The sequence below is a fragment of the Mycobacterium sp. ITM-2016-00318 genome (assembly GCF_002968285.2).
GTDB lineage: Bacteria > Actinomycetota > Actinomycetes > Mycobacteriales > Mycobacteriaceae > Mycobacterium.
Genome location: NZ_CP134400.1, coordinates 4,313,080 through 4,338,754 on the forward strand (window position 1 = coordinate 4,313,080; position 25,675 = coordinate 4,338,754).

The window sequence follows — 25,675 nt, forward strand, 5'->3', positions numbered from 1 at the left end:
CCCGGCGCGTCGCGGAAATAGGTACTTTTGCGTCTGCTCGCGGTAGAGCTAGGCCGTCTCCTCGGCGAGGGCAATCAGCTTCTTGCGCACCAGATCCGGCCGCTCGTCGACGACGAAATGCGTCGCGTCGACAGTCTCCAACGTGTAGTCGTCGGCGCTGGCGGTCTCGGGCGACACCATGGCCGGACGAACAACGGCGTCGCGGTCGCCGTACAACACCCGGATCGGAATAGTCGCGCGCCTGGTTTCGAGTTTGCGTGCAGCGCTGGGCAGTTCGCGCAGCAGGAAGGTCCGGTAGGTGTCGCGGCCCGCGCGGGCAGACACCGGATCGCGGAACGCGTCGGCGAACACGCGAGCGTCCGCGGGGTTGATGTCCGAGCCGACCTTGAACGCGAAGTTGACGAAGTTCGTATGGCGCTGCAGCCGATAGCCGAAAGCGGCGATCGGCACCTGGTAGTAGAGCCGCCACAGATGCGGCAGCGCGGTGCGCGGGGACTGCCAGGGATGGGGATAGTTCATCGGAAGGTATCCGTCGAAACGCTGCGGCTCGCGCAAGACCATCAACCATCCTGCGGCGGCGCCCCAATCGTGTGCCACTAGCAGGACACGGCCGAGGTCGAGCGCGTCCATCAGAGCCAGCACGTCGGTGGCGACGTCCTCCTTGGCCCATGTGTGTGGCGCGGGCCCCGACCAACCGTAGCCGGGCAGATCAGGTGCGATGATCCGCAGCCCGGGTGGCGGATCGGCCAGCAGGTCGCGGTATTCCCAGTGGTGCTGTGGCCAGCCGTGCAGCGCGAGAACGGGACGGCCATCGGGTGGACCGGCCTCGGTCACGTGAAATCGCACGCCGTTGGCTTCGACGAAGGACCTGCGCACGCCGTCGATCGGGGGCGGTTGATCAACCATGGTCGGACTATAGGTCAGGCGGAATCCTTGATCTCCAGCAGACCGTTCTCCTCGACCACGTCGATCAGCAAGGTGCGGTAGCCGTAATGGTCGAACATCACCGTCACCCGATCGGATTCCCCGTGCAGGACCACCCCGGAACCCCATTCGCGATGCTCGACAGGGGTCCCCAGTTCGATCGCCGACTCCTGCTCGGCTGCGGCGGCGCCCTTCTCGAAGCAGCGGTCGCAGTTTCCGCAGGCTCCGGCGGAGAACTCGCCGAAGTAGCCGAGCAGGAACTGGCGACGACAGTGCAGCGTCTCGGCGTACGACCGCATCATCTCGACCCGCGTTCGGTCGACGCGCTCGCCTACGGCGGCCATCTCCACTGCTCGCTCGACCGCTGCGTCGTCGCTCAGTCCCGTCGATACGAAGCCGCGCTTCTCCGAAACGACAGCGCCCGCCCGCTCGAGAAGGTTCACGGTCGCGGTCAGTTTTCTGCCCTGCATTCCGACGTCTGAGCGGAGTTCTCTGAGCCGCTTGGGTTTTCCGCCGAGGGCGCCATACACCGTCCGCAGCGCATCCTCGTCGGCGTGCCTGCTGGCGAACAGCTCACCGAGGGAGAGATCTTCGGAGCGGTAGAACAGGACCGCCTTCGCGCGCTCGCCGTCGCGACCCGCCCTGCCGATCTGCTGGTAGTAGGTGTCGACCGACTCCGGTATCGATGGGTGCAATACGAAGCGGACATTGGGCTTGTCGATACCCATTCCGAACGCGGATGTCGCTGCGACGACGTCGAATTCGTCGTCCTGAAACCGACGGTGCACGTCTTCGCGGGCGGATCTGTTCAGACCCGCGTGATACGTCGCGGCCGCGACTTCCCGTTCAGCGAGCCGCTCTGCGTACCACTGCGCGTCCTTGCGGGTGGCGCAGTAGAGCAGACCGGGGCCTTCCAACGCACCGACGGCCTCGAGCACGTCGTCGCGCTTCTCACTGTCGACTGTGTGATGGCGCGCCTCGAGTTCGATGTTGGGTCGGTCGAATCCTGCCGAGATCACCAGCGGGTCGCGCAACCCGAGAACTTCGACGATCTCCCGTCGCACCACCGCCGACGCCGTCGCGGTCAGCGCGGCGACAGGTGGCCTGCCGAGTGCGTCGATCGCATCGCGCACCCGTAGGTATGTCGGCCGGAACTCATGACCCCATGCCGACACGCAATGCGCCTCGTCGATTACGAGCAGTGCCGGACGGGCGTCTGCCAACCGGTGCAGCGTCTCGTCCTTGGTGAGTTGTTCGGGCCCGAGGAACACATATCGTGCGGACCCGTCGGCGATGGCAGACCATGCGCGTTCGGTCGCGGAGGTTTTCTGCCGTGAGTTGATGGCCACCGCGGTCGGCGCGTCGACACGCTCCAGTTGCGCAATCTGGTCGTGCTGCAACGCGATCAACGGAGAAACAACGATCACGGGGCGACCGAGCAGTACGGCCGGAACCTGATAGATCGCCGACTTTCCCGACCCGGTCGGCATGACCGCGAGCACATCGCGCCCGGCCAGGATCGCTTCCATCGCGTCGAGCTGTTCGGAACGCAATGACTTCCAGTGGAATATGCGCGCGGCGACGTCGTCGAGGTCGGTGCGATGACTCATCTGCGTCCGATACTCGGCGGCTACCGTGTCACCAGGGACTGCAGGGCGCTGCTGAGACGTCGCCGGGGCCATCCGCGCATCCCGGCGCCCGCGAGCGCCGCCTTCGCCGCGTTCCGGCCACAGATCCCGTGCACTCCACCGCCGGGCGCGGCGCCCGCACTTCCGAGGTACACATTCTGCACAGGAGTTTCGGCCCTACCGAACCCGGGCGCCGGACGGAAGATCAGCTGCTGGTACAGCTGCGAGGTGCCGCCGTTCACTGCACCGGCGTACAGGTTCGCGTCGCTGGCTTCGAGGTCCGACGGGCGCTGGATCGCCTTGCCGACGACGTGGTCGATGAAACCTGGCGCGTGCTCTTCGAGGACCAGATCGACAGCCTCCGACAGTCGATCGGCGGACTCGTCATCGGCCACGCCGCGCGGTAGATGCGTGTAGGCCCAGGCACTTTCGGTGCCTGCGGGTGAGCGGCTCGGGTCCGCCGTGGTCATCTGGCCGAAGAGCATGAACGGCCACCGGGGAATGGTCTTGGTGTTCAGGTCGGCCATCCATCGGACGAGGCCGTCCTGGTCGGCGCCGAGATGCACCGTGCCGGCTTCGTTGAGGCTCTTGGACTGCCACGGGATCGCCGCATCCAGGGCATAGTTGATCTTGAGAACCGGTGTGTCCCAGACGAAGCTGTTTAGCGATCTCAATAGGCCGTTCGGCACGGCGTGTGACGGCAGCAGGTGTCCGAAGAGCCTCGGTGCCGACGTGTCGGCCACCACGGCCCGGCGGACACGCACCGTAGAGCCGTCGGCGGTGTGCACCGCGACGGCGCGTCCGCCCTGTACCTCGATCGCGTCGACTTCGCGCTCGCACTCGATGTGCGCACCCGCCGATCGCGCGCGATTGACCAGCGCCTCGGCCAGCTTGCCCGCCCCGCCGACAGGGACCGGGAAGCCGCCGTCCTGCGCCATCATGATCAGCATGTAGCCCATGACTGCGCTGCCCGGCGCGTCGATGGGCACGTCGGCATGCATCGCGTTGCCCAACAACAGCAGCCGCGCAGCATCGCTGTCAAACAACGTCTCCGCCATCACCCCGGCGGGCATCAGCAGCATGTGAGCGAGCCGCAACGCTTCCGCGGTACCGAGTTCGCGAAGAAGCCGCACCGGGCCGCGTACCGGAGGAAAGGGCGAGAACAGCGTCGACAGCAGCGCCTCCTTGACGCGCAGCCACTGCTCGAACAGCTCGGCCCACCGATCGCCGTCTCCGCCGGCGCGCCGATTCAGGTCCTCGATTGTTCGGTCGACGTCGCGGTAGATCACCGGCGCGTCATCGTCGTCGGCGGATCGGGCATGGCCTACGACCGCAGGCGCATGCGTCCACTGCAGACCGTGGTCCTCGAGGTTCAGGGCCTTCAGTGCAGGCGACACCACCGACAGCGGATAGAACGCGCTGTAGAGGTCACTGACGAAGCCGGGAAACAGCTCGGCGCTCTTCACCGCTCCCCCGGGCTCGGCCTGCGCCTCGAGCACCATCACATCCCAGCCTGCGTCGGCGAGCATCGCGGCGGCTACCAATCCGTTGTGCCCCGCACCGATCACCACGGCGTCCGCCGTTTCCCGGATCATCGGACTGGCTGCGAGATCAGTCGGGTGGCAACGGCTTTGACCGAGTCCGGCAGAAAACGGTTGGCCAAGCCCATCGATTTGGACAGCAGTGACGATGCGACCACTTTCCGGTCTCCGCGCATCATCGCGTCGTACCCCTGCCTGGCGACCTTGCCCGGGTCGTCCTTGGGCATGCGGCCGACAACGGTGGAGGCCATGCCCGCTCGCGCGAAGAAATTGGTGTCCGTCGGGCCGGGCATCAGCGAGGTGACCGTCACACCCGTATTGCGCATCTCGTCGTGCAGCGCTTCGGCGAACGACTGTATGAACGACTTGGACGCCGCGTACATCGACTGGAGTGAGCCGGGCATCTGGGCTTCGACCGACGAGGTGTAGAGAACCTTGCCCGCTCCCCGCGCGGCCATGTCCCGCAGTACGAGTTTGGACAGATGCACGGTGGACCGGACATTGAGGTCGATGATGTTGAAGTCGCCTTGGAGATCGCCGTCCAAGAACGGACCGCCTCGGCCGGTGCCCGCATTGAGCGCCGCCGCCGACAAATGGCGGCCCCCCTCGGTGGCGGCGCGGTAGAGCCGTTCGACACCGTCGGGGTCACGGAGGTCGACCTGTACCGCTCGCACCTGCGCTCCGGTCGAGGCGAGTTTCTCGGCGCCGGCGTGAATGCCGTCGTCGTCCGCAGCGACGACCACCTCGTAGCCGCCGTCGGCGAACAATCTGGCCAGTTCGAATCCGATGCCACTGGACGCACCCGTCACGAGTGCGAGTTCCGCAGTTTCCGACATGCCCGGTGGCTACCCGAGGCTGCAGGACCCAAACGATGATGTCGGCCATGCGACGCAGCCATCGCGGCTACCGTTCGATATATGGCTGGGTATCGCGACCTCTTCAACGCCAGCATCTCCGACCCGACGACGTTCTGGGCCGACGCCGCACGCGCGGTGACCTGGACGCGGGAGCCGATGCAGGTGCTCGATGACTCGAACCCGCCGTTCTACCGCTGGTATCCCGACGGCGAACTCAACACGTGCGCCAACGCGCTGGACCGTCACGTCGAAGCCGGGCGCGGCGATCAGCCTGCGCTGATCTATGACTCACCGGTCACCGGTGCGAAGCGCACATACACCTATCGCGAACTGCTTGACGAGACGGCACGGTTTGCCGGCGGGCTGAGGGCCCTCGGTGTCGGTCGGGGCGACCGGGTCGTCATCTACATGCCGATGGTCCCCGAGGCGGTCATCGCGATGCTGGCGTGCGCGCGACTGGGCGCCGTGCACTCGGTGGTGTTCGGGGGCTTCGCGGCGCACGAACTGGCCACCCGCATCGACGACGCCCGTCCCGCCGCCATCGTCACGGCGTCGTGCGGTGTCGAACCCACGCGCATCGTCGAATACAAGCCGATGATCGACGCCGCCCTCGACATGGCTGAACACGCCCCTCCCGTCTGTGTCGTGGTGCAGCGGGAGCAGCGCCCGTGCGAACTGGTGGACGGCCGCGATATGGACTGGCACGTCCTGATGAGCACCGCGCCGCCGGTCGATGCCGTGCCGGTCGCGGCGACCGATCCGCTGTACGTGCTCTACACCTCAGGCACCACCGGCAAACCCAAGGGCATAGTGCGCGACAACGGCGGACACGCGGTCGCCCTCGTGTGGAGCATGCGCCACATCTATGACATCGCGCCGGGCGAGGTCTTCTGGGCCGCCTCCGACGTCGGCTGGGTGGTCGGCCACTCCTACATCGTCTACGGGCCGCTGCTGCTCGGCGCGACCACCGTGCTCTACGAGGGCAAGCCAGTCGGCACGCCAGACCCGGGCGCCTTCTGGCGGGTGGTGTCCGAACACGGAGTGAAAGCGCTTTTCACCGCGCCGACAGCACTGCGGGCGATCCGCAAGGAGGACCCCGACGGCGAGCACATCACTCGCTACGACCTGTCGTGTCTGCGCTATCTGTTCCAAGCCGGCGAACGGCTGGACCCCGACACCTACGCCTGGGCATCGGAGAAGCTGGGCATTCCGGTGGTCGACCACTGGTGGCAGACCGAGACCGGCTGGGCCATTGTGGCGAACCCGATGGGGTATGACCCGTTGCCGATCAAGGCGGGCTCACCATCTGTGCCGATGCCCGGCTACGACGTCCGGGTCCTGCACGTCGACGGGTCGGAATGCGCGCCGGGCGAAGAAGGTGCGATCTGCATCCAGCTGCCGCTACCGCCGGGAACCCTGCCGACGCTGTGGGGCGACGACGACCGCTACGAGGCCTCCTACCTGTGCGAGCATCCGGGTTACTACCTGACCGGCGACGGCGGGTATGTCGACGAGGACGGCTACCTCTTCGTGATGGGCCGCATCGACGACGTCATCAACGTCGCCGGGCATCGGTTGTCCACCGGATCGATCGAGGCGGTGCTCGCCGCCCACCCGGCGGTCGCCGAGTGCGCCGTCATCGGCGTCGCCGACGAAATCAAGGGCCAGGTGCCGCGCGGCTTCGTGGTTCTCAAGGCCGGCGCGTCCGGCGACGGCCTCGCCGAGGAACTCGTGCAGGCCGTGCGCGACGAGATCGGTGCAGTCGCGTGTTTGAAGCAGGTCGATGTCGTACCCGCGTTGCCGAAAACACGCTCGGGCAAGATCCTGCGCAAGACGATGCGGGGCATCGCGCACGGCCGGGAAGAGCCGGTGCCGTCGACGATCGAGGACCCGTCGGTGCTCGACAAGCTGAAGCCGATCCTGTTGCGTTGACTCTGCGCCAAGGGTGCATCGCCGCGCGATACCGCGCGCCTGCTCGCAGAGTCAACGCCTGCGGCTCGGCTATCGTGGCAATTGCCTGTTCGACGACGTAAGGGAGCAATTGACCGCGCTGGCCAATATCGGCCTCGGCGTGCTGGTGGTCGTGGTGATCACGGCGTTCACCGCCTATTTCGTCGCACAGGAGTTCGCCTACACGGCGGTCAACCGTGCCCGTCTCAAGGCGCATGCGCAAGCCGGTGATGCGGCGGCCGCCCGCGCGCTCGACGTCACCCGCCGCACCTCGTTCATGCTGTCCGGCGCGCAGCTGGGTATCACCGTCACCGGTCTGCTCGCGGGCTATGTCGCGGAGCCGCTGATCGGGTCGGGCCTTGCCGAGCTGCTCGGGTTGGCCAATGTCCCCACCGCGGTCGGGCTGGCCATCGGCACGGCGGTATCGCTGATCTTCTGCACGGTCACCCAGATGCTGTTCGGCGAGCTGTTCCCGAAGAACCTCGCGATCGCCATTCCGGAGTCGATGGCGCGGCGGCTCGCGATCTCAACCCGGTGGTATCTGCGGCTGTTCGGTTGGCTGATCTGGTTCATGGACCAGTCGTCGAACGTGTTGCTGCGCGCGGTGAAGATCGAACCGGTGCACGACGTCGAACAAGCGGCAACCGCACGCGATCTCGAACACATCGTCGCGGCTTCGTCGGCATCGGGTGAGATGCGGCGCGACCTCTCCACCTTGCTTGGCCGCGTGCTGGACTTCCCGACGAGCACCGCCGAGCACGCGATGATCCCCCCGGACCCGGGTCGACACCGTCCGCTTCAACGAGTCGATCGACGCGGTGCTCACCCGCATGGCCAACGGCCACACCCGCTACCCCGTCGTCGGCGAAACCACCGACGAGGTGCTCGGTGTCATCGACCTGCACGCCGTCCTCGACGCCGAACCGGCCGACACCGCCGGGTCGCGGTGCAGGGCGGCGGTCCTGGTTCCGACGTCGCTACCGCTACCCGCGACGCTCAACCGCCTCACCGAGGCCGGCGATGAGATGGCGATCGTGATCGACGAATACGGCGGGCTCGCAGGCATTGTCACGGTCGAGGACATCGCCGAGGAGTTGGTCGGCGAGATCGCCGACGAACACGACGCGGCCGAAGGCCGGGTCACCCGGCGCAACGACGGGTGGCTGCTGCCCGGGGAAATCCATCTCGACGAGGCACAGCGAGTGCTCGACGAACGACTTCCCGACGGCGACTACGAGACCATCGCGGGCCTGTTGATGCATCGGTTGGGCCGGCTACCCGCCGTCGGTGACAGCGTCGAGATCCCGCTGCCCGATGACCCCGCGGGGTGGTCAGCGAGGCGAAAGGTCTTGTCCGCCACGGTGCGATCCGTCGAACGCCGCGTACCCGCCGAGGTGTTCGTCGCCGTCCGCGACAAGGAGGACGGCGATGACTGACCCATGGGTGGTGCTCGCGGTCACCTCCGGCCTGATCGCGCTCAGCGCACTGTTTGTCGCCATCGAGTTCGCGTTGCTGACCGCGCGTCGTCATCGGCTCGAGGATGCCGCCGCCAAGAGTCGGTCGGCGCGCTCCGCCCTGCGCAGCACCTCGGAGCTGTCGCTGCTGCTCGCCGGCTCGCAGCTGGGTATCACCGCATGCACGCTCGCGCTCGGCGCGACGACGAAACCCGCTGTACATCACGGGCTCACCCCGCTGCTGCGGGCAATGGGTGCGCCGCTGTGGCTTGCCGACGCGGGGGGCTTCGTGTTGGCGCTCGCGATCGTCACCTTCCTGCACCTCGTGATCGGTGAGATGGCGCCGAAGTCATGGGCCATCGCGCATCCCGAACGCGCGGCCACCATCCTGGCGATACCGATGCGGATGTTCATGGCGCTCACCCGGCCGGTGCTGATCGCGCTCAACCGTGCGGCCAACTGGTGCGTACGCAAGGCCGGCGTCGACCCCATCGACGAACTCGGCGAGGGTCAGGACCCCGACACGCTGCGTCATCTCGTCGAGCACTCGGCCGCCGCAGGGGCGTTGGATCCGCGGTACTACCGAAACCTCGCGACCGCACTCGAGCTGGAGAGGCTCACCGTCGGCGATATCGTCTCGCACACTTCGTCATTGAGCACAGTGGCCGCCGACGCCGGCCCGGCCGCGATTCAGGCGATGTCCCGGTTGACGGGTCATCAGCGGATCCTCGTGCACGGCGGCGAACTCGTCCCGACGGGCGTGGTGCACGTGCGCGACAGCCTGCGGGCGGACTCGTCGATGACCGCGCGCGAACTGATGCGCCCGGTGTTGCGACTCGGGTCCGAGATACCGGTCTACCGCGCGCTGCATCTGATGCGGCAGACGCGAAATCACCTCGCGGTCATCGTCGACGCGGACCAGTTCGTCGGCCTCATCACGCTCACCGACGTGTTGCAGCGGCTGATGCCGTCGACCGGCGCCGCCGCATGATCCTCGGCGCACCGCGGCGTTGTTTCGGCCGATTCGAGAATGCATCCAGGGCGCAAAAGTCCGAGAAGGCCTCGCCGTGGGCGCATTCTCGATACGAGGTCAGACCCCAAAACCGGCCGCGTAACGACGCGATGACATTCCTTTGTTTCCTCGCTGGCAGGAACTATTGTGAAATCGGCATATGTTGATACGAACTCTGCTCCCGTCCGAACAGGGCGGTCAGAGCGACTAAGGAGTTGAACAGCATGCGAGTGTCAGAAATCAAGGCCGGCGGCTGCACGTGTCGGTGCAACGCGTGCGACGGCGGGCATCACTGCGGTAACCCGCCCAACTGCAACGTCAGGCGCTGACGATGGCGGCGTGAGCCGCCCTTCCAGACCGACCAACACCGCGACGGCGGTATCGCGTTTTAGTTGGTTTGCATGCGTTTTCCCTGGGTAGTTCCTTGAGGCCAATCTCAGGGAAGGGGAATCTCATGGCAACCAATCGACCGGCCGTCGCGGGGGCGAGATACGGCACGGCTCTGCAGAAGGCGGCGCTGGCTGTCGGAGCGGTGTTCCTGCTCGTGGGCATTCTGGGGTTCATCCCGGGCATCACCACCGGCTACGACACCATGTCGTTCGCGAGCCACCAATCGGGGGCTCTGCTGCTCGGCATCTTCAACGTTTCGATCCTGCACAACATCGTCCACTTGCTGTTCGGCGTCGCCGGGATCGCGATGGCTCGCACCTTTACGGGCGCGCGGACCTACCTGATCGGCGGCGGGGTCATCTACCTGGTGCTGTTCATCTACGGAATGGTCATCGACCACCAGAGTGCGGCGAACTTCGTGCCCGTCAACATGGCGGACAACTGGCTGCACCTCGCCCTGGCGATCGGCATGATCGCCCTAGGCGTCCTGCTGTCCCGCGCCAACTCCGGTACCCGGGCTCCGCGCGACACCCGACCGGCTGCCTGAGCACGAGATCGCCCGCGCACCCGATTAGCACTTCGGGCGCGCGGGTATCTCTTTGACCTACCGACCCGTCAATAGCGAGGTCGAAGGGAGACAGGGCAATGGCGAAGACTCCCCCACTGATGGCCGTGCAAGGCGCGGCCATCATCGTCGCGGGCGTCTTTCTCATTGTCGGCGTGCTGGGATTCATCCCCGGCGTGACCACCCACCACGATCTGTTGCAGTTCGCGGGCCATCACTCCGGCGCGAAACTGTTCGGTGTCTTCGCGGTGTCGATACTGCACAACCTCCTGCACATGGCCTTCGGTCTCGTCGGCCTCGTGATGGCGCGGACGTACGCGCTGGCCCGGGCCTACTTTCTCATCGGCGGCCTGGCCTACCTCGGGCTGTGGGTTTACGGAAGCCTGATCGATCACGCCAGTTCGGCGAACGTGATCCCACTGAACGGCGCCGACAACTGGCTGCACTTCGGACTCGGTGTCGGCATGGTGCTGCTCGGCCTGACACTTGCGGGCCAACACGATCCGACGAAATCGAGACGACGGGCGAAGGTCCGCACCTAGACGATCGACAGCGCGATGCCGTCGAGGATGTCGTGCTCGCTGACTACCAACTCGTCGATTCCGGCGCGCTTGCCCAGCGCGTCAGCCAACTCTTCGACGATGATGGCGCCGCCACCGATCACGTCCACCCTGCCCTCGTGCATGGGGCCAAGCGCCGCGCGCTGATCGTGGCTCATCCCGATGATCTCTTCACACACCGGCAGTAGCGCGTCGAACCCGACGCGGGACAGGTGGATTGCCGCCGGGTCGTAGGTCGTCATCCCCTGCGCCAGTGCGGCGAGAGTCGTCATGGTGCCCGCGACGCCAACCCATGTGCGCGCCCCGTCGACGGGCACCACGCGAAGCGCCTCCCCGAGTCGTTCCCGTACAACGTCGCGCGCCGAGGCCACCTGCGCAGCAGTGGGTGGATCGGAGTGCAGGCAGCGTTCGGTCAGTCGCACGCAGCCGACGTCGGCCGAATAGCCCGCTTCCACCTCGCGGTCCCCCAGCACCACCTCGGTGGATCCGCCGCCGAGGTCGACCACGACGAAAGGTGCGGCGGCGGTATCCATGTCGTAGACGGCGCCGTGGAATGACAGCCTGGCCTCCTCGTCACCGCTGATGACTTCCGCGACGGCGCCGGGCACGACGGCGCCGAGCACCTCGGACGTCATGGCGAAGAAGACGTCTCGGTTGGCGGCATCGCGGGTCGCCGACGTCGCCACCATCCGCACGGCCGAAACATCGTGGCGCGCCAGCAGTTCGGCGTAAGCGGTCAGCGCGCCCTTTGTCCGCTCAATCGCCTCAGGAGCGAACTGGCCGGTGGCGTCCACGCCCTGGCCGAGCCGAACGATGCGCATCTCGCGGTGCACATCGCGAAGTCCTCCGCCGGCTGAGCCGGCAATTGAGCCAGGGTCGACGGCATCGGCGATCAACAGCCTGATCGAGTTGGTACCGCAATCGATAGCACCGATTCTCACGAAGTCCACAGCTCCTTGTCGAGTATTCCCACCATGCCCGGCTCGTCGGCCAGCAGGCTCAGCGCCTCGTCGCCGAAGGGGTTGACCCCGGGCCCCTTCGCCAGCGAGTGTGCGATCAGCACATGCAGGCACTTCACCCGGTCCGGCATGCCGCCGCCGGAGAATGTGGTGCCCAAGGACTCGATCGCATCGCGTTCCGCCAGATACGACTCGTGCGCGCGGCGGTACGCGTCGGCCAGTTGCGGGTCCGTGCCGAGCCTTTCAGTCATCTCGCGCATCAAACCCGACGATTCGAGCCTGCTCGCCGCCGCCGTCAACGCGGGATGGGTCAGGTAGTACAGCGTCGGAAACGGCGTCCCGTCAGGCAATCTCGGTGCCGTCTTCACGACGCCGGGCTCGCCGTTGGGACATCGGTAGGCGATCTCGAGGACGCCCCGAGGCTCGCGACCCAACTGGCGCGCGACGGCGTCGAGATCCGAACGCTCAGCCACCGGGCGGCGGAGGTGCGGGCACCTCACCGGGCACCACGGGAGGGAGCGGAACCGGCGGAACGTTGGTCGGAATGTTGTGCGGCTCATCGGCGATCGTATGCCACAGCGACGTGTACCACGGCTGGCCCGCCCGAGTGGCCTCGGCTTCCTTGCCCGGCTCGCCCGGCACCACCGCTCCTGGCGGCAACTGCACCTCATACGGGATGTCGCCAGGCATGACGAACCCAAGCCGCTCACGAGCCTGGGCCGCAATGTAAACGGGATCACCGAGTTTCACCTTCTGCTGCTCGAGATCGGCGATCTCCGCGCGCAGCTTCTCCTCGCTGGCCGCCAACTGCCGCATCTCGGTACGCTGCCCGAAATACGTGCGAACGGGACCCGCGATCGTCAACGTGAGCACGCACACCACGGCGGCGAGGATGGCGGCCCGGCGCGCGGCCGAGCCCAACCGCTGTTCGGACTGCTGTTCGGCCGCATCGGCGATCGACTGCCGAATCGAGTCGGACTCCGCCTCCTCCTCAGGCTGCGGCTTGGGCCGTGACTCGGCTTTGCGCGGCTCGCGTCGCACCGGAGAGCCCGACTGCGGACGGCCACGGGCGGAGCCGCCCGGCTTACCCGACTTGGCTGACTTCGCCGGTCGGGATGCCGGGGACCGCCGCTTCGGGTCGGGCCGTTTCGCTTCGGGCACGGGCTATTTGGCCCCGCCGTTTGCTCTTCGCGCAAGCGGCTCATCGGCCGGAGCGAACCGTGGGAACGCGAGGTCGCCCGCGTAGCGTGCGGCGTCACCGAGCGTCTCCTCGATGCGAAGCAGCTGGTTGTACTTGGCGACGCGCTCGCTGCGTGCGGGGGCGCCGGTCTTGATCTGTCCGCTGCCGACGGCGACCGCCAGGTCGGCGATCGTGGTGTCCTCGGTCTCGCCGCTGCGGTGGCTCATCATCGTGCGGTATCCGCTGTTGTGCGCAAGCGATACGGCGTCGAGAGTCTCTGTCAGCGTGCCGATTTGGTTCACTTTGACCAGTAGGGCATTGGCAGCGCCCCGCTCGATGCCCTCCTCGAGCCGCTCCGGATTGGTGACGAAGAGGTCGTCGCCGACGATCTGGACGCGGTCGCCGATCGCAGTCGTCAGGTTCACCCAGCCGTCCCAGTCGTCCTCCGAGAGCGGGTCTTCGATCGAGACCAGCGGATAGGAGTCCAGCAGACCGGCGTAGAACTCGACCATCTGGTCCGCGCTGCGGGTCTCCTTCTCGAAGCTGTAACCCGTCTCACTGAAGAATTCGGTGGCGGCGACGTCCAGCGCGAGCGCCACATCGGTGCCGGCATTGAACCCCGTCGCTTCGATGGCCGACAGGATGAGGTCGAGCGCGGCCTTGGTGCCTGCGACGTCGGGCGCGAAACCGCCTTCGTCGCCGAGGCCGGTGGCCAGACCCTGCTTCTTCAGCACCGACTTCAGCGAGTGGTACACCTCCGCGCCCCAGCGCAGTGACTCCTTGAAGCTGGGCGCCCCGATCGGCGCGACCATGAACTCCTGCACATCGACGCCGGTATCGGCATGCGCGCCGCCGTTGAGGATGTTCATCATCGGCACCGGCAGCACGTGGGCGTTCGGGCCGCCGACATAGCGGAACAACGGCAGCCCGGCCGATTCGGCGGCCGCCTTCGCGACCGCGAGGGACACACCGAGGATCGCGTTGGCGCCGAGCCGGGACTTGTCGGGCGTGCCGTCGAGATCGAGCAGCGCCTGGTCCACCAGCCGCTGGTCGTCGGCGCTCAACCCGATGACGGCGGGTGCGATTTCGTCGAGAACGGCCTCGACGGCCTTGCCCACACCCTTGCCGCCGTAGCGGGAGCCCCCGTCGCGCAACTCCACCGCCTCGTGCTCACCCGTCGACGCGCCCGAGGGCACCGCCGCCCGTGCGAACGTGCCGTCGGTCAGGGCCAACTCGACCTCGACCGTGGGGTTGCCGCGGGAGTCAAGGATTTCGCGAGCTCCGACCTGCTCGATGATGGGCACTGGCGTTCTCCTTGGTCGGTCGGGGTTGGACTGTGGGGCTAGACGATGAGCCTAAAGCGTGCGCGGATCAAAGGGGGTGTCCGTCGGCATAGGCGGTCGCCCAGTCTCGCACCGTTCTGGCGTACTGGTCGGACAGGTTGTAGGCGGCCAGCGCGTTCATCCAGCCACGCGGCGTGGAGAGGTCCTTACCACGCCAGCACAGATAGCCCGCGGCCGACAGCGCCGCGTCGTCGAAGTTGTCCGGGCTGACCTTGCCGTCATTGTTGGCGTCGACCCCGTAGAGCCGCCACGTCTCCGGGATGAACTGCATGGGGCCCATGGCCCGGTCGAGGTCAGGGTCGCCGTCGAGGGCGCCCCTGTCGCTGTCGATGATTTCGAGGTTGCCCAACGTGCCGTCAAGGCGCACACCGCGAATGAACGGAGTGACGTCGCCGTTGCGCGCGATGTTTGCACCGCGATAGTTGCCGTGATGACTTTCGACCATCCCGATGCCTGCCAGCGTGGGCCAGGTCAGATGGCAGTCCGGGTTCTCGACCTCGGCGACCCGCGCCGCGTACGCGTAGGCCTCCAGCGCACCGGCCGGGATGCCCAACGCGGGAGCTCGTTCGGCCGCCCACTGCCGCAGTTGGCTGGCGGGCCTGCCCTTGGCGTGGGTGTCGATCGCGGGAACGGAAGCGCCCGCAGGGGGCGGAACGCCTTCGGGAATCGGGGTGCCGAGCTGCCACGAGCAGCTCGAGGCCATCAGCAGTGCTGTCGCCCCGATCACGGCGACAGCCCGCAGCCAAAGCACTGGCGACACCGGACTCCCTCAAACCACTTCAGTTCAAAACCATCGTCCCATGCCCCGAAGAGTGCTCCGGCGAACGGCACGAAACGCTGCCGAGTAAGGCGAGGCAATCGATATTTAGGTGTGCCTACCCTGGTCATGGCGAAACGTTGTAATGTTCACGCGTCTACTACGAGGAGGCTCGATGAAACTGCATCTCGCATGGCCCGTGTCGGTTACGGCCGCGGCCTTGGTTCTAGCCGGTTGCTCCAGCAGCGAATCCGGCAGCACCGAAGAGAGCAGTGCTTCGAGCTCGGCCGAGACGTCGACGTCCGCGGCCGCCGCTCCGAGCCCCGAGGCCGAGAAGGCCGCGACCGACTACAAGGCCTACGCCGTCGGTCAGATCGACGAGCTCGTCGGCGCCGTCAAGGTGCTCACCGACGCGGTGCGGGCCAACAACCTGCAGGCCGCCCAGGACGCCTACGCGCCGTCGCGCATGCCGTGGGAGCGCATCGAGCCGCTGGCGGGTCTCGTCGAGGAGATCGACGGCAAGGTCGACTCGCGCGTCGACGACTTCGCAGGCGAGGACGATCCGGCCTTCACCGGGTGGCACCGCCTCGAGTTCCTGTTGTTCAACAAGAACACAACCGAGGGCGGCGCACCGTTCGCCGACCAGCTCGACAAGGACATCGCCGACCTCAAGACGCAGTTCGCCTCGGTCGAGGTGAAGCCGCTCGACGTGGCCAACGGCGCCGCCGAGCTGATCGAAGAGGTCTCCGAGGGCAAGATCACCGGCGAGGAAGACCGCTACTCCAAGACCGACCTCTGGGACTTCGACGCCAACCTGCAGGGCTCGCAGTCCGCGATCGACAAGCTGACGCCGGCGCTGCAGAAGGCCGATCCCGCCCTGCTCGGCAAGATCGACGGCGGCATCTCGCAGGTTTACGAGACGCTCGCGCCGCTGCGCAAGGGCAACGGCTGGGTGCTGTTCTGCCCGGAGAAGGATCAGTACCCGTCGCCGCGCTGCCCGGCCGTGACCGTGACGCCGCAGGTGGTCGACAAGCTCAAGGCGCAGCTGGCCGGGCTTTCGGAGAACCTGTCGCAGGTCGCGGGAGTCCTGAAACTGCAGTGACGTCGCGGCCACCACGCACCGGTATCTCGCGCCGCGGCTTCGTCACCGGGGCGTTGGGCACCGGTGCCGCGGTGGGAGCGGGCGCGATGCTGGCCGGGTGCTCATCGGCCGGTCCGGCCGCGCCCACTGTGCCGCAGGCCGCCCTGATCCCGTTCGAGGGCAAGCACCAGGCGGGCATCACCACGCTGCCGATCCCCGAACAGGGCCTGATGGCGTCGTTCAACCTGCACGTCAGCGACCGCGCCGGGCTGAAGCGGACCCTGCAGGAGCTCACCGAGGAGATTCGCGGACTGATGGCGGGCAAGCCGCCAGAAACCCGTGACCCGGCCTATCCCCCGGTCGACTCAGGCATCCTCGGCGACAAGCCGCCGGCCGACAACCTGTCGATCCTGGTCGGCGTCGGAGCCTCGGTGTTCGACAAGCGATTCGGGCTGGCCGATCGCAAGCCCAAGCAACTGGAAACCATGCCGTTCCTGGCCAACGACCGGCTCGACCCGAAGCTGTCACACGGCGACGTCTCGATCATCTTCGAGGCGGGCCACAACGACACCGTGCAGTTCGCGTTGCGGCAGTTGATGCGCCGCACCCGAAGCGAGCTGACACTGCGCTGGATGATCGACGGGTATGCCCGCGGCATCGGCGCGGGTAAGACATCGGAAGCCGCAACGCCGCGAAACTTGTTGGGATTCAAGGACGGAACGGCCAACCTCGACGTCGACGACGGCGCGCTGATGGACAAGCACGTCTGGGTGCAGCCCGGCGACGGCGAGCCCGAATGGGCGGTCGGCGGCTCGTATCAGGCTGTGCGCATCATCCGGATGTTCGTCGAGTTCTGGGACCGCACCCGCCTCGGCGAGCAGGAGGCGCTGATCGGCCGGAAGAAGGTCACCGGTGCCCCGTTGGGCATGACCGACGAGTTCGCCGACCCCGACTACGCCGAGGATCCCGACGGCAAGCGGATCCCGCTGGACGCCCACATCCGGTTGGCCAACCCCCGCACCACCGAGACCGAGCAGAACCTCATCCTGCGAAGAGGGTTCAACTACTCCCGCGGGTTCGACGGCGCAGGCCGACTCGACCAGGGCCTGGCGTTCATCGCCTACCAGCGCAGCCTGCAGAAGGGTTTTCTGGCGGTGCAGGAACGGTTGAAGGGCGAGCCGCTCGAGGAGTACATCATGCCGGTGGGCGGCGGGTTTTTCTTTGTGCTGCCGGGTATTACGGGTGCCGACCGGTTCCTCGGCGATCAACTCGTCGACTGACCGCGGCCTGCGTCGAGCGTGAAGCCACCGCGAGATTTCGGCGATTTCTTCGCACTGAGTGCACGTTCGAGGACGTGTCGGTGGCGCGAAGCACACTCCGTCACATGGGCGAGCCATTCATCGGCAGTGAAGCCATTGCGTCAGGCGCGCTGACGCCGTACGCCTTGCGCAGTCGGTTCATCGCGCTATACCCGGATGTGTATCTTCCGCCGGCCGCCGAAGTGACGGCTGCGATTCGCGCAAGAGCCGCGTGGTTGTGGTCGGGTCGCCGCGGTGTGGTCGCCGGACAGTCGGCCGCCGCATTGCACGGCGCGAAGTGGGTCGATGCTTGTAAGCCGGCGGAGCTACTCTGGGCGAATCGGCGGCCGCCGAGAGGTATTCGCACATGGTCTGACCGGTTCGCAGAGGACGAGATCGAATTGGTTGACGGCGTGTGGGTGACGACACCGGCGAGGACGGCTCTGGACCTGGCATGCCGATATCCGCTCGGCCGTGCGGTCGCGGCCATCGACGCCTTGGCTCGCAAGACGCACATGAAGATCGCCGACGCCGAGCTACTCGCCGACAGGTACCGGGGCAGACGCGGCATTCGGCAGGCCCATACCGTCCTCGATCTCGTCGATCCCGGCGCTGAGTCGCCGCAGGAAACATGATTGCGGCTGGTCGTCATCAGGAACGGCTTCCCGCGGCCACAGACACAGATTCCGCTTTACGACGAGTTCGGAGCACTGGTCGCCGTTTTCGATCTCGGCTGGGAGGACCGCAAGATCGCCATGGACTACGAGGGCGAGCACCACCGGATCAATCGCAGACGCTTCAATCACGACATCCGCAAAGCGGAAACGGTCGCCGAGCTGGATTGGACGGACATTCGGGTCACAGCGGAGGACGGTGAAGGCGGAGTGATCCGACGACTTTCAGCGGCGTGGCGTCGACGAGCGTGAAGCCATTGCGAGATTTCACGCCAATTCCCGCAGTGGGCGCACGTTCGGCGATCAGGAGGTAGCGGGCTCAGCCTCATCGACGGGTTCTTCGTCGACGGGTTCTTCGGTCTCACCCACCTCGTCGAGCTCCGCCTGTGCTTCATCGACAGGTTCGGGCGCGGGCTCGACAGCGCCCGGCCAGAATGCCCGCCACTCCTCCTCGGTGATGACCCCGAGCGACGCGATGTCGAGCTCCTCGGGCACGTCTTCACCGCGACGGTCCGCGGCGATCGCCTTCTCCACCGTGCGCACGGTATCCATGAACTCCAGAACCGTTGTCCGCAAGACATTTTCCGCATCGCCGTCCCGCGACACCGTCACGGCGGTCATCGAAGCCGGAATGAGGTCGCCGGGTAAGCCGGCCTGGCTGATGCGATCAATGACCTTCTGCGCCAACGCCAACGCGGGCTGGCCCGTCGGTACACCGTCCATCGAAGAGTTACGGGACTTCTCTGCGGCCTTGCGCTCTTCCCACTGCGCCAGTTGGTCTTCCAGCGATATCGACTCGCCCGCGAGCACCGCGGGTACGCGGTTGGCGAGCTTACGCAGGAGCGATTCGGCGACATCGTCGATGGTGAACGAATGGTGCGTCGCATCCTCGGCGATGCGGGCCTGGAACAGCACCTGCAGCAGCACGTCGCCGAGTTCCTCGCGCAGTTCGTCGGCGTTGCCGCTGCGGACCGCGTCGAACAACTCGTAGGTCTCCTCCAGCAGGAAGCGTCGCAAGGAATCGTGCGTCTGCTCGCTCTCCCATGGGCCCGCGGTGCGCAGCTTGTCCATCATCGCGACGGCATCGACCAGCCGCTCGCCCGGTTGCGGCTCGGGCGCGGAGATCAGCCGGTCGCCTGCCGCGAGGCGCGTCTTCACCGCCGGGTGGTCGGGGTCGGACGACAACAGCACCGGCGCGTCGTCACCCTCGTAGGCGGGCCGGGCCGACGGCAGCGACCACGGCACCTTGACCGGCATCTCTTCGGTGTACTGAACGTCGCCTGTCAGGAATTCGATCGCCTCGACAGGGATCAGCGAAGGGCGGCGCGGGTCGACCAATACGACGGTCATGGCCTCACCCCTTCAGACGTTCGACGACCGTTGATTTCGTTATACCCGACATGGGATGGCCGCCCCGCCCGAAGGCAGAGCGGCCATCGTGCCACATTTCACCGCTGGCGACCCCGGCAGTATGAGAAGAGCCCTGAGCCCCGCTGTGTCTGTCGATCAAACAGGTGAAACCGAGTTGGCGGTGATGTCGACGCTGCCCTGCGGTTTTCCGTTCAGGGCCAGAATCAGGTCGGCGACCATCTGCACCAACTCGAGATCACGGATGCGCGGTGCGCCGACACCGCTACCCGACCGCGGAATCGGCACCTGCACCGTCGACGTCGTCGCGCGGTAACCGGCACTTGGATGCATCCGCTTCAGCCGCAGCTGCCCCGAGTCCAGCAGCGTCATCGGCGACACCCGCAGCGTCGACGCCGACGGCGCACTGATCTCGGTGATGCCGTATTCACGGGCCAACAGCCGCAACCGCGCGATCGATACGAGCAGCTGCGCGGGTTCCGGCAGGGGGCCATACCTGTCGACGAGTTCGTCCACCACCGCGCCGACACCGTCCTGGTCGGCGGCCGACGCCAGGCGCCGGTAGCCCTCGAGCCGCAGCCGATCGCTGGCGATGTAGTCGGGCGGCAGATGCGCGTCGACGGGCAGGTCGATGCGCACATCCTTCGGTTCCGGCGCGGCGGCAACGGTTTTGCCGTCGGCAGCGGCTCGATACGCTTCGACTGCCTCACCGACCAGTCGCACGTACAGGTCGAACCCGACACCCGCGACATGGCCGGACTGCTCGACGCCGAGCACGTTTCCCGCGCCGCGAATCTCCAAGTCCTTCATGGCGACTGCCATGCCCGCGCCGAGCTCGTTGTTCTGCGCGATCGTCGCCAGCCGGTCATACGCCGTCTCCGTCAACGGAACCTCGGGCGGATACATGAAGTAGGCGTAGCCGCGCTCACGTGAACGCCCCACACGGCCCCGCAGCTGGTGCAACTGCGACAGGCCGAACGTGTCGGCGCGCTCGACGATCAACGTGTTGGCGTTGGAGATGTCCAGCCCGGTCTCCACGATCGTCGTACAGACCAGCACGTCGTACTCGCGGTTCCAGAACCCCTCGACGGTGCGTTCCAGCTGTTCCTCGGGCATCTGCCCATGTGCGACGACGACGCGCGCCTCCGGCACCAGCGCAGCCACCTTCGCGGCCGCCTGGTCGATCGAGCGCACCCGGTTGTGGATGTAGAACGCCTGCCCGTCGCGCAGTAACTCGCGGCGCAGCGCGGCGGCGATCTGCTTGTCGTCGTGCTGGCCGACGTACGTCAGCACCGGATAGCGCTCCTCCGGCGGCGTGAGGATTGTCGACATCTCGCGGATCCCGGCCAGGCTCATCTCGAGTGTGCGCGGGATAGGGGTGGCACTCATCGTCAGCACGTCGACGTGGGTGCGCATCGACTTGATGTGCTCTTTGTTCTCCACGCCGAAGCGCTGCTCCTCGTCGACGACGACGAGGCCGAGGTCCTTCCAGGTCACCCCGGTCTGCAACAGCCGGTGCGTGCCGATGACGATGTCGACCGAGCCGTCCTTCATGCCGTCGAGCACTGCGCGCGACTCGGCGGGGCCGGTGAACCGCGACAACCCCTTCACGGTGACCGGGAAGCCGGCCATCCGCTCGGCGAACGTCTGCAGGTGCTGATCGGCGAGCAACGTCGTCGGCACCAGGACCGCGACCTGCTTACCGTCCTGGACAGCCTTGAACGCCGCCCGCACCGCGATCTCGGTTTTGCCGTAGCCGACGTCGCCGCAGATCACCCGGTCCATCGGGATCGGCTTCTCCATGTCGCGCTTGACCTCGGTGATGGCGGTCAGCTGGTCCATGGTCTCGGTGAAGCCGAACGCGTCCTCCATCTCGGCCTGCCACGGCGTGTCGGGGCCGAACGCATGGCCCGGCGACGCCTGCCGCTTGGCGTACAGCGACACGAGCTCGCTGGCGATCTCACGGACCGCCCGCCGAGCCTTGGTCTTGGTGTTCGCCCAGTCGCTGCCGCCCAGCCGGCTCAGGGTGGGCGACTCGCCGCCGACATACCGCGAGAGCTGATCGAGTGAGTCCATCGGCACGAACAACTTGTCCGATCCGCCACCGCGCTTGCTCGATGCATACTCCAGCACCAGGTACTCGCGCCGCGCGCCGCCGACGGTGCGCTCCACCATCTCGACGAAGCGGCCGATGCCGTGCTGGTCGTGCACGACGAGGTCACCCGCGGTCAGGGCCAGCGGGTCGACGACATTGCGGCGCTTGGCCGCCAACCGCTTGCCGCCGGGGGCGCTCACCCGGTTGCCGGTCAGGTCGGTCTCGGTGACGACGACGAGGTTCGCCCCCGTCAGCACGACGCCGTCGTGCAGCGGGCCCTTGAGCACGCCGACGACGCCCGGTTTCGGCGTCTCACCCGACTCGAGCATCGCCGCGGGCGTGTCCGCATCCGCCAACTGCTCGCAGACGCGGTGCGCGGTGCCGGTGCCTGGTGTGACGATGGCGGCGGTTCCACCCGTCGCGACATGGGCCCGCAACATCGCGAAGATCTCGTCGACGCCCGACTGCTGTCCGCGGGCCGACGGCGACGAGCGAATGTCCAACTCGATCGCGTCCTCGGAGCCGAGTTGGCTGAGCGTCCACCACGGATGGCCGCCATCGCGGGCACCCGCGGCCACGCCGTCGAGGTCCAGATAGCCCGATGCGCCGAGCGCCTCGATGTCGATGGGCGCGTCGCCGCCGACCGCCGCCGTCGACCAGGACGCCTCCAGGAACTCACGACCCGTCTTGATCAGGTCGGCCGCACGGGTGCGGATCTTCTCCGGATCGCAGATCAGCAGCGGTGTCTCCGCGGGCAGATGATCGCTGAGCAGCGAAAGCTCGGTGGGCCGCAGCAGCGGCAGCAGGGCCTCCATACCGTCGACGGGAATGCCCTCGCCGAGCTTGGCCAGCATGTCGGGCACGCTGCCGGGCACCTCGTTGCCGGTGCGCGGGTGCTCGGCGGCCAGCTCGAACGCGCGGATCCGGACGTCGTCGGTCAGCAGCAGCTCGCGGCACGGCACCGCGATCATGACGTCGACGTCGATGTCCGGTATCGAGCGCTGGTCGGCGACCGAGAACATCCGCATCTCGGAGATCTCGTCGCCCCAGAACTCGATGCGCACCGGGTGCTCGGCGGTGGGCGGGAAGACGTCGAGGATGCCGCCGCGGACCGCGAACTCTCCTCGCTTGCCGACCATGTCGACGCGCGTGTAGGCCAGCTCGACCAGCCGGTGGATGACGGCATCGAAGTCGGCCTCGCCGCCCAGCGCCAGGGTGACCGGTTCGATCTCCGCCAGGTCTGGCGCCATCGGCTGCACCAGCGACCGCACCGTGGTGACAACCACGCGCAGCGGGGGACCCAGCCGCTCGTCGTCGGGTCGGGCCAGCCGCCGCAGCACCATCATCCGCGCGCCGACGGTGTCCACACCCGGCGACAGCCGTTCGTGCGGAAGCGTTTCCCACGACGGGAACAGCGCTGCCGAGTCGCCGAAGACGCCGTGCAGCTCGGCGGTCAGGTCGTCGGCCTCGCGGCCGGTCGCGGTGACCACCAGCAGCGGCCCGGCCTGGACGAGCGCGCAGGCGGCGAACAGCCTCGCGCTGGCCGGGCCGACGAGCGCGAGGTCGGCGGGTCGATCGGCGGCACGGCCGATGACGTCTTGCAGACAGGGGTCGCGGAGCGCCAGGTCGACGAGGCCGGCGATCGGGGTCTCGACACGAATGGTCCCCGATGCGGTCATGATGATGCCATCGTAGTTACTTGCGAATTGGGCGCGCTCACGTGCGCTGAGCGTCGATTACCGCGCCGAAATCGCTACTCGTCGAGCAGCTGCGGATCGTCCTCGAGATGCATCAGCCCGTTCCAGCACAGGTTCACCAGATGCGCTGCGACCACTTCCTTCTTCGGCTCGCGCACATCGAGCCACCACTGCGCCGTCATCGACACCGAACCGACCAACGCCTGGGCGTACAGCGGCGCCATGTCGGGGTCGAGGCCGCGCCGCTCGAAGTCCCCGGCGAGGATCGACGACACCTGGTTGACGGCCTCGTTGAGAAGCGTCGAATACGTGCCCGACGTGATGGCCGCAGGCGAGTCGCGGATCAGGATGCGAAAGCCGTCGGTGCGCTCGTCGACGTAGGTCAGCAGCGCCAGCGCCACCCGCTCGATGCGCAGCCGGGACCGGTTGTTGGTGGTCCTCGTCAACGACGACGTGATGCCGTCGAGCAACGCGGACATCTCGCGGTCGACGACGACGGCGTAGAGGCCCTCTTTGCCACCGAAATGCTCGTAGACGACGGGCTTGGAGACGTTCGCCCGCTGAGCGATCTCCTCGATCGAGGTGCCCTCGTACCCGCGCTGCGCGAACAACGTCCGCGCGACGTCGATGAGCTGGTGACGCCGCTCGGCACCGGTCATCCGGGCGCGGGGTGCACGCAGTTCCTTGTCGGGTAATGCCACACCGGTCAGCCTAGTTGCTTGGACTACCATCACGGGTTGATCAGTCCGTCGTGGTGTAATCGGCAGCACCTCTGATTTTGGTTCAGATAGTTCAGGTTCGAGTCCTGGCGACGGAGCGTCTGCAAGGGTGAAGAGATGACCGAGCACGGCCAATCCGCAATCCTGGTGATGGCCGCCGGTGCGGGCACACGAATGCGTTCCGACATCCCGAAGGTGCTGCACACGCTGGCGGGCCGCAGCATGCTCTCGCACGTCATGCACTCGGTGGCCAAGGTCGCCCCCCAACACCTCGTCGTCGTCCTCGGCCACGAGCGTGAACGCATCACCCCGGCCGTCACCGAACTGGCCGAGACCCTGGGCCGCACCATCGACATCGCCGTACAGGAACAGCAGCACGGCACCGGCCACGCTGTCGCCTGCGGGCTGACCGCCCTGCCCGGCGACTTCGCGGGCACCGTCGTGGTGACCTCCGGCGACGTTCCGCTGATGGACGCCGACACCCTGGCCGACCTGATCGTCACCCACAGCGCCGAAACCGCCGCGGCGACGGTGGTGACGACGACGGTCCCAGATCCGACGGGCTACGGCCGGATTCTGCGCACGCAGGATCGCGAGGTCATCGGCATCGTCGAGGAAGCCGACGCCACCCGTTCGCAGAAGGCGATCGACGAGGTGAACGCAGGCGTGTACGCCTTCGACATCGAAGTGCTGCGTTCGGCGCTCGACCGGCTGCAACCCCACAACGCCCAGCAGGAGCTGTACCTGACCGACGTGATCTCGATCATCCGGCAGGACGGCCGGATCGTGCGCGCCAAGCACATCGACGACGCCGCCCTTGTCGCGGGAGTCAACGACCGCGTGCAGCTGTCCGAGTTGGCCGCCGAACTCAACCGACGCATCATCGCCACCCACCAGCGGGCAGGCGTCACGGTCGTCGACCCGGCCAGCACGTGGATCGACGTCGACGTGAGCGTCGGCCGCGACACCGTCATCCAGCCGGGCACCCAGCTGCAGGGCGCCACCCGTATCGGCGGCCGCTGCGAGATCGGCCCGGACACCACCCTGACCGATGTCACCGTCGGCGAGGGCGCGACGGTGGTCCGCACTCACGGTTCGGCTTCGGCGATCGGCGACGGCGCCACCGTCGGCCCGTTCACCTATCTGCGCCCCGGCACCACGCTCGGCGACGTCGGCAAGCTCGGCGCCTTCGTGGAGACGAAGAACGCCACGCTCGGCACCGGCACCAAGGTGCCGCATCTGACCTACGTCGGCGACGCCGACATCGGGGAGCACAGCAATATCGGCGCGTCGAGCGTCTTCGTCAACTACGACGGCGAGACCAAACGCCGCACCACGATCGGGTCGCACGTACGCACCGGCTCCGACACGATGTTCGTCGCGCCGGTGACCGTCGGCGACGGCGCGTACACAGGAGCGGGCACAGTGGTCCGCGACGACGTGCCCCCGGGTGCGCTGGCCGTCTCGGCGGGCCCGCAGCGCAATATCGAGGGCTGGGTGGAGCGCAAGCGTCCAAACTCCTCCGCCGCGGAGGCCGCCAGGCGAGCCCGTGAATCCAGCGAAGGCGCCGAACCCGGGGACGATCAGACGACGTGAGCCGGTCGGTTTCCGTTTGTGTTCTGG

19 protein-coding genes, 1 tRNA gene and 2 pseudogenes are annotated in these 25,675 nt (G+C 67.1%); 10 read left to right on the forward strand and 12 right to left on the reverse strand.

Translation table 11 applies throughout. The annotated features are described in order from the left end of the window. Positions 1-48: 48 nt before the first annotated feature. From C6A82_RS21100 to C6A82_RS21115, 4 genes are read right to left on the reverse strand one after another with little or no spacing between them, the layout of a single operon-like run. Positions 49-906, reverse strand: coding sequence for an alpha/beta fold hydrolase (locus C6A82_RS21100; protein ID WP_105347757.1), 858 nt, complete (start codon positions 904-906; stop codon positions 49-51). Positions 907-920: 14 nt separating this feature from the next. Continuing rightward, positions 921-2,534, reverse strand: a complete 1,614-nt coding sequence (locus tag C6A82_RS21105) for an ATP-dependent DNA helicase RecQ (RefSeq protein ID WP_105347759.1) — start codon at positions 2,532-2,534, stop codon at positions 921-923. 20 nt (positions 2,535-2,554) lie between these two features. After that, on the reverse strand, positions 2,555-4,147 hold the full coding sequence (locus C6A82_RS21110) for an NAD(P)/FAD-dependent oxidoreductase (protein ID WP_105347761.1): 1,593 nt from the start codon (positions 4,145-4,147) through the stop codon (positions 2,555-2,557). Then, entirely contained in the window at positions 4,144-4,929 is a 786-nt protein-coding gene (locus tag C6A82_RS21115; protein WP_105347762.1) for an SDR family oxidoreductase, read from the reverse strand. The genes C6A82_RS21110 and C6A82_RS21115 overlap by 4 nt, the downstream gene beginning before the upstream one ends. A 60-nt stretch (positions 4,930-4,989) precedes the next feature. Here C6A82_RS21115 and C6A82_RS21120 point away from each other — a divergent pair, with 60 nt between their 5' ends. From C6A82_RS21120 to C6A82_RS21140, 5 genes and pseudogenes are all read left to right on the forward strand, one after another. Further along, positions 4,990-6,882, forward strand: a complete 1,893-nt coding sequence (locus C6A82_RS21120) for a propionyl-CoA synthetase (protein WP_311101916.1) — start codon at positions 4,990-4,992, stop codon at positions 6,880-6,882. A gap of 109 nt (positions 6,883-6,991) precedes the next feature. Then, a pseudogene (locus C6A82_RS21125) lies at positions 6,992-8,336 on the forward strand (hemolysin family protein). Then, positions 8,329-9,345: a hemolysin family protein gene (locus C6A82_RS21130; RefSeq protein WP_105347715.1), complete on the forward strand. Its 1,017-nt coding sequence runs from the start codon at positions 8,329-8,331 to the stop codon at positions 9,343-9,345. The pseudogene C6A82_RS21125 and the gene C6A82_RS21130 overlap by 8 nt, the downstream one beginning before the upstream one ends. 475 nt (positions 9,346-9,820) lie before the next feature. Next, a complete protein-coding gene (locus C6A82_RS21135) occupies positions 9,821-10,303 on the forward strand; it encodes a DUF4383 domain-containing protein (protein ID WP_105347711.1) in 483 nt (160 codons plus the stop codon). 98 nt (positions 10,304-10,401) lie between these two features. Continuing rightward, entirely contained in the window at positions 10,402-10,863 is a 462-nt protein-coding gene (locus tag C6A82_RS21140; protein WP_105347709.1) for a DUF4383 domain-containing protein, read from the forward strand. Here C6A82_RS21140 and C6A82_RS21145 read toward each other — a convergent pair. The 5 genes from C6A82_RS21145 to C6A82_RS21165 form a co-directional block, all read right to left on the reverse strand. Then, positions 10,860-11,822 carry an exopolyphosphatase gene (locus tag C6A82_RS21145; protein WP_396836448.1) on the reverse strand — a complete coding sequence of 321 codons (963 nt, stop codon included), beginning with the start codon at positions 11,820-11,822 and terminating at the stop codon, positions 10,860-10,862. The genes C6A82_RS21140 and C6A82_RS21145 overlap by 4 nt on opposite strands. Continuing rightward, positions 11,819-12,313: a DUF501 domain-containing protein gene (locus C6A82_RS21150; RefSeq protein ID WP_105347706.1), complete on the reverse strand. Its 495-nt coding sequence runs from the start codon at positions 12,311-12,313 to the stop codon at positions 11,819-11,821. Before C6A82_RS21150 ends, C6A82_RS21145 begins: the two co-directional genes overlap by 4 nt. Then, a complete protein-coding gene (locus C6A82_RS21155; protein WP_105347704.1) occupies positions 12,306-13,001 on the reverse strand; it encodes a septum formation initiator family protein in 696 nt (231 codons plus the stop codon). The genes C6A82_RS21150 and C6A82_RS21155 overlap by 8 nt, the downstream gene beginning before the upstream one ends. 3 nt (positions 13,002-13,004) lie before the next feature. Further along, positions 13,005-14,324, reverse strand: coding sequence for a phosphopyruvate hydratase (eno, locus tag C6A82_RS21160; RefSeq protein WP_105347702.1), 1,320 nt, complete (start codon positions 14,322-14,324; stop codon positions 13,005-13,007). Between the two features lie 67 nt (positions 14,325-14,391). Beyond that, the gene (locus C6A82_RS21165) at positions 14,392-15,123 is read right to left on the reverse strand and encodes a lytic transglycosylase domain-containing protein (protein ID WP_105347701.1); all 732 of its coding nucleotides are present in this window, start codon (positions 15,121-15,123) and stop codon (positions 14,392-14,394) included. Positions 15,124-15,295: 172 nt separating this feature from the next. Between C6A82_RS21165 and C6A82_RS21170 the strand changes: the two genes are divergently transcribed. From C6A82_RS21170 to C6A82_RS21180, 3 genes and pseudogenes are all read left to right on the forward strand, one after another. Further along, positions 15,296-16,222: an EfeM/EfeO family lipoprotein gene (locus C6A82_RS21170; RefSeq protein ID WP_105347699.1), complete on the forward strand. Its 927-nt coding sequence runs from the start codon at positions 15,296-15,298 to the stop codon at positions 16,220-16,222. After that, a complete protein-coding gene (gene efeB / locus C6A82_RS21175; protein ID WP_105347697.1) occupies positions 16,219-17,481 on the forward strand; it encodes an iron uptake transporter deferrochelatase/peroxidase subunit in 1,263 nt (420 codons plus the stop codon). The genes C6A82_RS21170 and efeB overlap by 4 nt, the downstream gene beginning before the upstream one ends. A 104-nt stretch (positions 17,482-17,585) precedes the next feature. Next, a pseudogene (locus C6A82_RS21180) lies at positions 17,586-18,425 on the forward strand (hypothetical protein). Positions 18,426-18,476: 51 nt separating this feature from the next. Here the strand turns inward: C6A82_RS21180 and C6A82_RS21185 are convergent. The 3 genes from C6A82_RS21185 to C6A82_RS21195 all read right to left on the reverse strand — a co-directional run bounded on the left by C6A82_RS21185 (position 18,477) and on the right by C6A82_RS21195 (position 23,992). Beyond that, positions 18,477-19,523: a nucleoside triphosphate pyrophosphohydrolase gene (locus C6A82_RS21185; protein ID WP_105347695.1), complete on the reverse strand. Its 1,047-nt coding sequence runs from the start codon at positions 19,521-19,523 to the stop codon at positions 18,477-18,479. 156 nt (positions 19,524-19,679) lie between these two features. Beyond that, positions 19,680-23,315, reverse strand: a complete 3,636-nt coding sequence (gene mfd / locus C6A82_RS21190; protein WP_105347694.1) for a transcription-repair coupling factor — start codon at positions 23,313-23,315, stop codon at positions 19,680-19,682. Between the two features lie 74 nt (positions 23,316-23,389). Further along, on the reverse strand, positions 23,390-23,992 hold the full coding sequence (locus C6A82_RS21195) for a TetR/AcrR family transcriptional regulator (protein ID WP_105347692.1): 603 nt from the start codon (positions 23,990-23,992) through the stop codon (positions 23,390-23,392). 86 nt (positions 23,993-24,078) lie between these two features. Here C6A82_RS21195 and C6A82_RS21200 point away from each other — a divergent pair. Both C6A82_RS21200 and glmU read left to right on the forward strand, forming a co-directional pair. Beyond that, positions 24,079-24,150: transfer RNA gene (locus C6A82_RS21200), tRNA-Gln, on the forward strand. 19 nt (positions 24,151-24,169) lie between these two features. Beyond that, positions 24,170-25,648, forward strand: coding sequence for a bifunctional UDP-N-acetylglucosamine diphosphorylase/glucosamine-1-phosphate N-acetyltransferase GlmU (gene glmU, locus C6A82_RS21205; RefSeq protein WP_105347690.1), 1,479 nt, complete (start codon positions 24,170-24,172; stop codon positions 25,646-25,648). Positions 25,649-25,675 lie beyond the last annotated feature (27 nt).

Coding starts and splice junctions, on each gene's coding strand:
- C6A82_RS21195 (WP_105347692.1), bottom strand. CDS start 23,992: ATGACCGGTGCCGAGCGGCGTCACCAGCTCATCGACGTCGCGCGGACG.
- mfd (WP_105347694.1), bottom strand. CDS start 23,315: ATGACCGCATCGGGGACCATTCGTGTCGAGACCCCGATCGCCGGCCTC.
- C6A82_RS21105 (WP_105347759.1), bottom strand. CDS start 2,534: ATGAGTCATCGCACCGACCTCGACGACGTCGCCGCGCGCATATTCCAC.
- C6A82_RS21115 (WP_105347762.1), bottom strand. CDS start 4,929: ATGTCGGAAACTGCGGAACTCGCACTCGTGACGGGTGCGTCCAGTGGC.
- C6A82_RS21110 (WP_105347761.1), bottom strand. CDS start 4,147: ATGATCCGGGAAACGGCGGACGCCGTGGTGATCGGTGCGGGGCACAAC.
- glmU (WP_105347690.1), top strand. CDS start 24,170: ATGACCGAGCACGGCCAATCCGCAATCCTGGTGATGGCCGCCGGTGCG.
- C6A82_RS21135 (WP_105347711.1), top strand. CDS start 9,821: ATGGCAACCAATCGACCGGCCGTCGCGGGGGCGAGATACGGCACGGCT.
- C6A82_RS21130 (WP_105347715.1), top strand. CDS start 8,329: ATGACTGACCCATGGGTGGTGCTCGCGGTCACCTCCGGCCTGATCGCG.
- C6A82_RS21170 (WP_105347699.1), top strand. CDS start 15,296: ATGAAACTGCATCTCGCATGGCCCGTGTCGGTTACGGCCGCGGCCTTG.
- C6A82_RS21140 (WP_105347709.1), top strand. CDS start 10,402: ATGGCGAAGACTCCCCCACTGATGGCCGTGCAAGGCGCGGCCATCATC.
- C6A82_RS21100 (WP_105347757.1), bottom strand. CDS start 906: ATGGTTGATCAACCGCCCCCGATCGACGGCGTGCGCAGGTCCTTCGTC.
- C6A82_RS21185 (WP_105347695.1), bottom strand. CDS start 19,523: ATGACCGTCGTATTGGTCGACCCGCGCCGCCCTTCGCTGATCCCTGTC.